This window comes from Fodinibius sp. (genome assembly GCF_034521915.1).
Taxonomy (GTDB): Bacteria; Bacteroidota; Rhodothermia; order Balneolales; family Balneolaceae; genus Fodinibius.
Genome location: NZ_JAXHLU010000005.1, coordinates 1 through 11,059, shown reverse-complemented (window position 1 = coordinate 11,059; position 11,059 = coordinate 1). Strand labels below are relative to the sequence as shown.

The 11,059-nt window shown below is 43.2% G+C and carries 7 protein-coding genes, 1 tRNA gene and 1 other RNA gene; 4 read left to right on the top strand and 5 right to left on the bottom strand.

Annotated features, from left to right (window positions below):
* Positions 1–72 precede the first annotated feature (72 nt).
* Both U5J89_RS05270 and U5J89_RS05265 read left to right on the top strand, forming a co-directional pair.
* The gene (locus U5J89_RS05270) at positions 73–1,023 is read left to right on the top strand and encodes a YheT family hydrolase (RefSeq protein WP_322574562.1); all 951 of its coding nucleotides are present in this window, start codon (positions 73–75) and stop codon (positions 1,021–1,023) included.
* Positions 1,024–1,131: 108 nt separating this feature from the next.
* On the top strand, positions 1,132–2,088 hold the full coding sequence (locus U5J89_RS05265; protein ID WP_322574561.1) for a YpdA family putative bacillithiol disulfide reductase: 957 nt from the start codon (positions 1,132–1,134) through the stop codon (positions 2,086–2,088).
* 90 nt (positions 2,089–2,178) lie between these two features.
* Here U5J89_RS05265 and ffs read toward each other — a convergent pair.
* Positions 2,179–2,278: signal recognition particle sRNA small type (gene ffs, locus U5J89_RS05260), an RNA gene on the bottom strand.
* 330 nt (positions 2,279–2,608) lie between these two features.
* Positions 2,609–2,682, bottom strand: a tRNA-Ala gene (locus U5J89_RS05255).
* A 192-nt stretch (positions 2,683–2,874) separates the two neighbouring features.
* Here U5J89_RS05255 and U5J89_RS05250 point away from each other — a divergent pair.
* Entirely contained in the window at positions 2,875–3,822 is a 948-nt protein-coding gene (locus U5J89_RS05250) for an OmpA family protein (protein WP_322574560.1), read from the top strand.
* A gap of 685 nt (positions 3,823–4,507) precedes the next feature.
* On the opposite strand, the gene U5J89_RS05245 is transcribed toward U5J89_RS05250, so the two are convergent.
* Entirely contained in the window at positions 4,508–6,478 is a 1,971-nt protein-coding gene (locus tag U5J89_RS05245) for a TonB-dependent receptor plug domain-containing protein (protein WP_322574559.1), read from the bottom strand.
* A 165-nt stretch (positions 6,479–6,643) separates the two neighbouring features.
* Here U5J89_RS05245 and U5J89_RS05240 point away from each other — a divergent pair, with 165 nt between their 5' ends.
* Positions 6,644–7,495 carry a sterol desaturase family protein gene (locus U5J89_RS05240; RefSeq protein ID WP_322574558.1) on the top strand — a complete coding sequence of 284 codons (852 nt, stop codon included), beginning with the start codon at positions 6,644–6,646 and terminating at the stop codon, positions 7,493–7,495.
* A 51-nt stretch (positions 7,496–7,546) separates the two neighbouring features.
* Here U5J89_RS05240 and U5J89_RS05235 read toward each other — a convergent pair whose 3' ends face one another.
* Entirely contained in the window at positions 7,547–9,577 is a 2,031-nt protein-coding gene (locus U5J89_RS05235; RefSeq protein ID WP_322574557.1) for a S9 family peptidase, read from the bottom strand.
* Between the two features lie 256 nt (positions 9,578–9,833).
* On the bottom strand, positions 9,834–11,059 hold a 1,226-nt coding region (locus tag U5J89_RS05230), incomplete at its 5' end, for a M20/M25/M40 family metallo-hydrolase (protein WP_322574556.1).

Genomic DNA, 11,059 nt, shown 5'->3' with positions numbered 1-11,059 from the left:
CTCCAATATCTCGAAGCCTTACCAAAAAAGTATTTGGGTAAATCCGATAGTCATCCTCTTTAATATTTCGATATGAAGACAAACCTGCGACATGTCCCCCATTTTCGAGCTCCCTACTGGTGTTTCAATGGACATGTTCATACTATTGCCCGATCATTATTCGGCGATACGCAAAAACCTTCCTTAAATAGGATCGAAATTCCGACTCCCGATGAGGACTTTCTGGAACTTGACTGTAATATTCAACCCGAATCTGATGCCATCATTACCCTCTTTCACGGACTCGAAGGCTCAACCAACCGATATTATATTATCGAGATCATGAAAACGCTTATTAATAAGGGCTATTCGGTAGTGGGAGTAAACTTCAGGGGCTGCGGATCAAAGCTCAATAAACAGCCACGGTTTTATCATTCCGGAGAAACAAATGATTATCAAACTGTTTTCAAGTGGATTTCGGAAAAATATCCCAATAAAAAAATTGGAGCCGTAGGATTTTCGCTGGGCGGTAATGCTTTGATAAAATACCTCGGAGAAGCCGGAGAAAACAGCTTGGTCGATACAGCCGTTGCCGTATCAGTACCATACGATTTGCGCCTCGGTTCTATCATACTGTCAAAAGGATTCCACCGTATTTACGAATACCGTTTTCTTCGAACATTGCGTAAAAAGCTCAACAAAAAACGAAAACGTATTCCAAACCTACCTGAATTTTCGGGATCTACTATATATGAATTTGATGATCAGGTTACAGCTCCCATCCACGGTTTTGAGGGCGCCGATAATTACTATGAACAATGTTCGGGGCGACGATTTGTAAATGATATTAGCACCGATACGCTGCTTGTTCACAGCAAAGAAGATCCCCTTTGTCCTATTCAAGCAATGCCCCTGGCTAAGATCAACCAAAATCCATATACCGATTATATTATTACCGATGAGGGAGGGCACGTTGGTTTTTGGAGCAAGTCCCGGGGATGGCTCAACTTTGTGATTGAAAACTATTTAAGCAGCAATTTATAGGAATTGCCTATCTCCCGTATTGATATTTTCATAGAACTGATCTTGGGTCCCTTTTGTTAAAAGCTGTATTTTAACAAACAAAATTCTCGAACATTTTATTAAAATCATATGGTTATCATTGTTGGTGCAGGCCCTATTGGATTAGCCACCGCTATCGAATTGAAACGAAATAACATTCCCACAAAAATTATTGAACGAGGCTGTCTGGTTAACAGCATCTTTCACTATCCCAAAGACATGACTTTTTTCTCAACTTCCGAGCGGTTAGAGATTGGTGATGTCCCTTTCATATCCCACAATCCGAAACCAACGCGACGCGAAGCGCTTGAATATTATCGACGAGCTGCCGAAAGTTATGATCTGGATATTCATCTCTATGAAGAGGTACAGGATATTTCCGGCCAGGACCAATCGTTTATGGTTCAAACTGATCGGGATAGCTACGAAGCCTCAAAAGTAGTTGTTGCTACTGGCTTTTATGATGTACCCAAAATGATGAATATCCCCGGTGAAGAGCTCGATAAGGTTCGCCATTATTATGATGAAGCCCACGCTTACGCCTGGCAGGATGTACTTGTCATTGGCGGCGGCAACTCAGCTGTAGATGCCGCCCTGGAAACCTATCGAACTAACGCCAATGTGACGTTGGCTGTTCGTGACTCGCAAATTAAGGAATCCGTAAAATATTGGGTAAAACCGGATATCCAGAACCGGATTAAAAATGGAGAAATTACCGGCTACTTTAATACCGAGGTAAAAGAAATAAGAAAACAGGAAGTAGTCTTGGATACGCCCAACGGTACAAAAACTATTGCCAACGATTTTGTGCTGGCTATGACGGGTTATAAACCAAACTTTGAATTAATGACAGGTTTTGGGATTGATCTCACAGATGATAAAGATAAAATGCCTGTATTCGATGAGAACACCCTCGAGACAAATCGAAAGGGCATGTATGTAGCGGGCGTAGTTTGTGGTGGAATGGATACCAGTAAATTATTTATTGAGAATACACGCATTCATGCCAAACACATTGCCAATGATATTAAGCACAAATTAAGCTAATTATTAGAGATAAGGCTTATTAATCAGCAAAAAAAGGGGAGCAATTTTGAATTATTTTACTGAATCAGGAAAATATGAGGCAAAAAAAAGAGAGGGTAAGCGACCTACATCACGCCGCTACGACCTCCTACCGCTGCTACCTTCCGGTCCTGACGGAGTTCAGAGGGAGCTGGCTGCGTAGGGCCTACCCTCGAAGCCTAAAGATACGACTTTCCCGGGGTATTTGGCAAACAAAATTAAGCCTAAATATCATTTTTATCTCATAACATAATCAGCGATCCTATTCTCAGGAGGCGGATTTTCTGTCTCCAAATCAAAACGATTAGCATATACAGAGAGGTATTGGTATAAATTAAGAAACCATTGTTCGGAACAAAGCTTTCCAACACTTGTTATTTAATTAATATCTCTAAATGTTTAAATATTAATTAAATGGCTTGGAACATTTTACCCCAGCCAAAGTATGAAGCAGTGTTATCAGGATAATGTAGATCTTATCAGAAGTGCAAAACAAAAAAAGTGGAGCTACGGGGACTTGAACCCCGGACCTCTTGCATGCCATGCAAGCGCTCTAGCCAACTGAGCTATAGCCCCATTTAGGAGTCGATAAATATAAAGAACTTTTAGTGAAATTTACACTCATTTATAAGATTAACTTTATTTTGTTTTTGATTATATTAGATAACATATTGTAGCTAATAGTTTTAACAGGTATTTATAATTTTTCTGGAAAACTCTATCTTATAACTTATCACAAATCAACTTTTAACCTATACTCGTAACACGATGATTAACAAACAAATAATACTACTTCTCTCTTCCGTGTTTCTTGGGATGGCATTGCTTACTAGCTGTGCCGGTACCGAAGAACTTAGAGCCCCCTCTGACCGTGATTTAGCATATCTTCAATCATTAGATGAAGAGACCCTACGCTCTCTTGATACTGATGACGATGGTCTCAGTGACTGGGCAGAAATGAATGAACATAATACTGATCCACTAAGTGCAGACAGTGACGGTGATGGCCTCACTGATGCCGAAGAAATCAATGAATACGAAACAGATGCAAATAATGCCGACACTGATGGAGATGGTCTTGAAGACGGCGAAGAGGTTAACTCCTACGAAACCGACCCGATGGAAGAAGATTCTGACGGTGACGGCTTAACTGATGGTGAGGAAGTTAACGAATACAATACCGATCCATTAAGTGCTGACAGTGATGGTGACGGTCTTTCGGATGCTGAGGAAGTAAACGAATACAATACAGATCCTAACAACGCTGACTCTGACGGTAACGGTTTTACCGACAGCCAGGAAGTTGAAATGGGAACGAATCCCAATGACAGCAACGATCCTCCTTTCTTAAAGAAGGATGATCTTGGAACTGTTAATTTCGACTTCGATAAGTCAAACATTGATGACGCTGCTGCTCGTATCCTGAACGAGAACATCCAGAAATTGATGGATTCTTCTAAGTTCCGAATTCGCATTGATGCTTATACTGACCACGTTGGTGGCGATCAGTATAACTTGCGTTTGAGTAAACGACGAGCAGAATCCGTCAAACAGTTTTATATCGAAAATGGCGTTTCCGAAAATCGCATTGAATCTCGCGGATTAGGAAAAGCGCCTCAACCATGTATGGAACAAACGGAAGAGTTAGGCTGCCGTAAAAACCGACGTGCAGAATCACATCCGTTGAATCCTTATCAATATGAGCCAAGTAACTAAGGCTTAAAGCATATATAAATTATTAAAGGCGATCTCATTTCGAGATCGCCTTTTTTATTTTACGGATGCATCATTTTTTATAAAATATCAATCCTCTTCCCCTTCTACATCAACAGTACTAATATCTACTGTTTTTTTAATCTCTGTTCAATTTCCTGCCTCATATCTTTAGTAGCGACTGCCTATATGATCCCTTTCATCGCAGCATATGCCGTAATTCTATTTTCTTTACGGACAAAATCATGTCTTTTATCAGGGGTCTACGATATACTTTACTTCTCGGCCTAACTCGCGAAGCGCTTGTACTGTCTGATCTGATTCTTGCTATTTGATCCGAGGATCATTCGCGACCTAAACTACCCTTAATGTCGTTTTTATTTAAGCTGCTAAAAAAAAGCGGCGATTGTTTTTTATCCGTTCCAGATCTTCCGGGTCATCCACATCACTAACACGCAGAAAATATATATAGACTGGACTTCCGGTAAGGTTGAATGGAATTAAGCAACATGATTATATTTAAAGGGCTTACAAATGAAACACCTGCCGCATACAGGTCGGTAGTAAATGCCAAACCTGCATATGTAGCATAGCAGTCAAAAAAATCTTCAATTACGGAAGAAAGAGGGTATTTATGTTTGGAGGAGAAAGTGAAGAAAATAGGACTTCACTTTCCGGCTTTGTCAATTTATAATCTCCAGCTCAACGTTCCTAATGCCCACCGGCCCGGCATGCGTGCTCCAAGCACATCTTGGTTATCCTGATCAAATATATTATCAACCTGAACGCCAATTGAGAACTGTTTCGTAATATCATAATCAAGCTTCACATTCCACAAACTGTATATTGATGATTTAAAAGCCCCAATATTTTCATTTGCAGATGGTTCTCGCTTTTTCCAAACTGCACTTACCGATCCTTCAACCGGGCCACGACTCACACTCACAATTCCATTTACCAAGTGTCGGGCATAATTAGATATATATTTTGAGGCCACATTCTCGTCCCCAAAAAAGTCGGTAAAAGCATAGCCCAGCGTACTGTTTACCAGCCAGCTATTACCTAACTTTTGACTAATGGAAAGCTCCGTTTCTACCCCTGCAGTGGTAACATTATTGATGTTCCGGGCATACAGGTAATTCCCACCGGCCTTCAGATTACCATCATTGCGAATTTGCGTCGTATTCGTCATAGCATAATCAATCAGATTCGTCGATTCGCGCACAAATCCTGTTGCGGAAAAGCGTACATTCTCCCAGGGAAAAAGGTCAACACCCGTTTCGCCTGACCATGCTCGCTCAGCCTGCAACCATGGATTACCAATATTTCGTCCCTCAGTTAAAGGGCCCGCTAAATTAGTAGAAATAAAACGTTCTGTATAGCTCGGAGCACGAACACTGCGTCCGCCCGAAGCACGTAAAATCCACTGATCCTGCTGATATGAAAAACTAATTTGGGGCATCAACTCGGTACCGTAATTATCATCATGATCCATTCGTATGCTCCCAGATATGGTCGTAGGATTGTTTGGTTGCCACTGAAGCATGGTAAAGCCTGCATAGTGCCAGTTACTGTGGTTACCCCTATCGTTACTCCTAATCATTCGGTTATCCAATTGTGCACCATAAGTAAGATCCCAATTACCCGATAATTGTCGATACTGATATAACTGTAACGCTCCTCGAGAGGTAGTATGATTATTACCCGGGAACTGCGGATTGAAAATAAACTCATCATTCGTTCGCTTAAATGACCCTTTTAAAGTTGTTATACTATTTTGGGTACTTCGCTGTAAACGCATCTGATTCCACCACATTGAAACTGTTTCGGTCGCTTCATCTAATGGACTGGCGGTGTAAAAGTAACGGGCATTAAAATCACGGTAGTCGTAGCCCGTTCGGAGTGCTAAATCCCAATTATTATTTAGCTTTACTCCTCCTGAAACTGAACCATTGGCAATATTAAACCGGTTTTTATAGTCGTCCGCCAATTCCTGCCCGGGACTTTGATGCCACATACCACCTCCGCTGATCCGGTATTTTTTTGTACTGTGATAAAATCCGGCTCGTCCCATTTTAAGATCATTCTGTCCATAACCACCTTTAATGCGGGCATTCGTTTTCTTCTCATTCGGCTGGCTGCCAAACGTATGGGTTATAATATTGATGACCCCTCCCATTGCATCAGCTCCATATTGTGCGGCCGCCGGACCGTGTAGGACTTCAATACGCTGAATTTCGTCTGGAGCAACCGGAATATTTGAATTGAAATGAGCCGTCAGCGGATCGTTAATTCGCATGCCATCAACCAGCACCAACACCTGTGAGAATGTGCTTCCCCGCATGCTAAAGTCCGATTGTGTACCAAATGCGCCGCGTGACTGTACCTCTATGCCAGAAATATAACGAAGAAGCTCATCAGGAGTATGTGCCGGTGCATTATTAATCATGCGTTCAGAAATAGTCGTAATATTACGACCTGAGCCAGCCGCCGTTTGGGGTACCCGGCTGGAAGATATTACCACCTCTTTAGAAACCACAAGCGTATCCAGCGTTTCGGCTTGCTGGGCATGACTGGAATCAGGCATTCCCATGACAAAAAATATAATTAACATTGATAAACTTAGTGTAGATATAGCAATCCTTTTAGATAAATCCATTTGTGAGAGAGCTTTTTTTGATAGATCCTTTTTTTTAAAGAGGCGGAACTTATTATTTATTAAACCCTAAATAAAGTCGATTTATAAACTTCTATTATCTAATCAAACTAAGATCATATATTTTGCGTTGATTAAAACAAACTATTAAGTATAAAAATTTTTCCGATGCAATCACTCTTAACTTCCCTACAACAAACACAAGTTATTGCCATGCTTGTGGGACTGCTTCTTCTCTTTTTATGGGAGAGTTTACACCCGTTTTATGATCACTTTCGGGGCAATTTTAAACACAGAGGCAAACACGCAGTGCGTAATTTGGTGATGGGTGCTCTTAACTCTGCGCTTATTGCTGTTCTTTTTGTAGGATTATGGTTTGCCGCCTCGGTATGGGCCGATAATTATCGCTTTGGACTAATGCATTGGCTGCAGGATTGGGCAGAGCTACCTACCTGGGCACACGCTGCTGGTGCCATACTCCTTTTTGATGCATGGAGTTATACCTGGCATCGCATAAATCACGAAATTCCTTTTTTCTGGCGTTTTCATCGCGTCCATCACTCCGATCCCAATATGGATGTGACCACCGCCAATCGATTTCACATTGGCGAAATATTTTTCTCATCCCTTTTTCGCATTCCACTCATCGCTCTATTTGGAATTTATCTTTGGGAACTGGTACTCTACGAAACGCTAATGTTTGCTGTAGTTCAGTTTCACCACTCCAACATTGGAATCACCGAAAAAGTGGACCGTATTATTCGAGCGATTCTCGTTTCGCCAAATATGCACCGGGTACATCACTCACGCTGGCAACCCGAAACCGACTCTAACTATAGCTCATTATTTTCTTTTTGGGATCGGCTGGCCCAATCTTTTCGTCACAATCCCAATCCAAAATCTATAAAGTTAGGACTCGACGAATTTGACCGAGAAAAAGACCAAACCGTAAAGGGCATGCTGCGTACTCCTGTCACTCAAGTAGACAAAACATCTCAGCAAGAAGATCAGCCAAAATAAAAAGCCCCGCCAGTTTTACTGACGAGGCTTAAATTAAAATCTATGCCAACATTAATACTTTTCAAACCACTCCAGGATATGAGCAACCTTGCTCATCAAATTACTGGGACGACTGGCAATACCATGTCCCGATCCAGGAATGCGCACCATAGCTGATTCCACCTTTTGCAGCTGAAGCGCCCTGTAATACTGCTCTGTTTCAGACATAGGCGTACGGTAATCCTCTTCGCCAGTTAACAACATCGTCGGCGTTGTTACATTTCCTACTAGCGAAATAGGAGAACGATCCATGTAGTGGTCGCGATTTTCCCACGGGAAACCGGGGAACCAGTATTTATGATATGAAGAACCATCTGAAGTCAACACAAAGCTGTACCAGTTGATTACCGGCTTGGCAACCACTGCGGCATTAAAGCGATCGGTCTTGCCAATAGCCCAAGCCGAGAGCACTCCGCCACCGCTACCGCCGGTGATATACAGACTATCAGCATCCACATAACCTTTGTCGATTACCGCATCCACGCCCGACATCAGATCATCGTGATCTTCGCTGGGATAATTGTGATGGATATAGTTTCCAAATGCCTTTCCGTAGCTTGTACTGCCCCGAGGATTAGTATAAACCACTACATAACCTTTAGCAGCCATCAGCTGTAGCTCAGCTGTAAAGCGATCACCATAATTGGTATGCGGTCCCCCGTGAATTTCGAGGATCAGCGGGTACTTCTTATCGGGATCGAAGTTGGGTGGCTTGATAATCCAGCCCTGTATCTCTTTGCCATCGTAGGATGATTCGAACCAAATTTCTTCGACCTCTCCCAACGTCTTATGACCAAATAGATCTTCGTTGACTTGAGTCAACCGATTCATATTTCCGTTTTGATCAGTCACAGCCACATCTCCGGGATGATAGGGCGTAGCATAAGTGTAGGCGATTTTACCATTAGCATAGGTGTACGATCCGCTGCCGTAGGGACGTCCAATAGTGGTTCCGCCTCGATCATCAGCTACTTTTTGTACTCCTCCATTTCCATTTAATGATATAAAACCGATCTTGCCATTACCCTCATCATCATATTGCACAAATAGTCCGCTTCCGTCATCAGCCCACTGAACATTGCTCACACTGCGATCAAAATTATCAGTCAGGGCTTGCTTGTTCGAACCATCTGCATTCATCACATAAGCATTACTTAGCTGATAACTGTCCATGTTATCATCATATCCCAAATAGGCAATCTTCTCACTATTTGGCGATACGACAGCCCCATAATCAGGGCCGCGCCGATCGGTCAGCTGTGTCCTCTCTCCGTCGTCAACCGAAACCTTATAGAGCTCCGTATCCCGTTCGTTGTACTGCCAATCTTCTTTTTGGTTGGATGAGATAATCAGATGCTCTCCGTCGGACGTCCATTCGGGCGAACTGTGATTATAGTTACCTTCCGTAATCTGACGTGGCGTACCTCCCTCGGCCGGAATTACAAATACATGCGTAAATCCATCTTTTACAAAGCCCGAGGAACCATCGCGACGATACTCCAGATCATCAATGACGTTAGCAGGATCAGCCCATTCCGCTCCGCTGGGTTTGCCGGGCAACGAAACCATCGGCTTTTCCTGAGCGGGCACAAACATTGTAAAAGCAAGATAGTTACCATTGGGTGACCAGCTGATTGAACTTGGTGACTGTGTCAGATTAGTAATCTTTGCCGTTTCTCCGGTATCCATCCAGCGCATATACAGTTCGCTCGACCCGCTTTTTGTAGATGCAAACAACAGCCGATCTCCACTTGGCGACCACCGGGGCGAAAAGTTATTATTATTGCCCGATGTCAGCGGTCGATGGCGACTGCCATCAGCATTTACAATCCACAAATTAGATCGTCGTTGATCTTCCATAATATCCATAAAGTTTCGCTGATAGACGATCTGCTCGCCATCAGGCGAAATCTGTGTATCGGATACGTATTCCAGATCAAATACATTTTCGAGCGTCAGTACTTCTGATTGCTGGGCAATGGCCTGATCACAGTACAAAAAGGCCAGCACAGCTACTAAAATAGAAAGTGTTCGTTTTTTCATGGTTATTTGTTTAGATGGTGAATTATAAATCAAAAATGAAATTTCAAACTGGTTTCGTAAATCTATCAACCGTTTCCGTTGCAACGCGGAGCATTGCAACGAGATATAAATAAATTAGTAGATATCCTATCCGATCGCTGCACTTGCGATCGAATGGATATTTAACATTCATTACGCTCAATAATCCATCGGATGGCAGGCCAGCTCTACTACGCATAAAGCTTCGTAGAACAAGCCATCCGATGTAATGAAACACTTAATCTCGAATAAGTCCGGATGGATAAGAAACTACACTCTCGTGTCCATCTTTACCCACGGCCGAAACGCCAAACAAGTAATTATCGATCACAATATTTTCGAGGGTAAACTCGCTTACATCACCCACATACCGCTGACTTTCCCAGAGCGGCTTAGACGTCGGTCGCCAGTAAATTTTGTATCCCTTAACAAGATCACTGTCCGGCTTTTCCCAGCGCAATGTGGTTGAAGGTTCTACCGCACCGCCAATCTCTACATTTTTCGGAGCGGGTGGAGCTTTGGCCAATGAAGCCATCGCCACGGCGTTTACGGCCGTTAGTTTCTTAGCGTAATCGAAATTGACGTGCTCAATCACATCGCCGTATTCAATACCATCCTCGGTACGGATATCCTGGTGCTGCTGCGTATAGTTTTCATGGGCCTCCATGATACGAACCCCGGCAAAACCGGCTTCGTTAAACGGACGATGATGCCCGCCACGGCCAAAACGGTCCAGGCGATAAATCAGCATGGGATCCATCTGTGGCATATAAAGTTCGGTAGTCTCGTAAATATAGCGAGCTAATTGACGAGATATTCCGTCATTTTCACCACCGTAAAATCGCTTCAACTGCAACTCACGTTCAGTAGCCTGCGAAGAATATGGCTCGGAAAAGATGCGGAATTCGCGGTTGTCAATCACTCCATCCACACCTTTTATATTTCCGATCATATCATTATTCAACACACCAATAATTTCCCAACCTTCTTCTTTGGCCATCTCTGCCATATGGCGTCCGCCATAAAGTCCCTGTTCTTCGCCCGATAATCCGGCAAAAATAATACTGCTCTCAAACTCATAATCCGACAATACCCGTGCAGCTTCAATTGCACCCGCCATGCCCGTGGCATTATCGTTGGCGCCCGGTGCATCAATGGTATCGTTCATCACATCCGAGGCGCGGCTGTCGATATCCCCGCTCATGATCACATAGCGATTGGGATGCGTATTGCCTTTTAGCACCGCATACACATTTACCACCCACGTATCCTCATCAATACGGCTGTCAGGATCACCCTCAACTAAAGTACGCTGGTATTTCACCTCAAGGCAGCCACCGCACTGTTCACTGATTTTTTCAAATTCCTGTTTGATCCATCGGCGTGCGGCACCAATGCCGCGCTCATCAGAAGTCGTATCTGACATTGTGTGGCGCGTACCAAAATTGGCCAGCGTTCGAATAT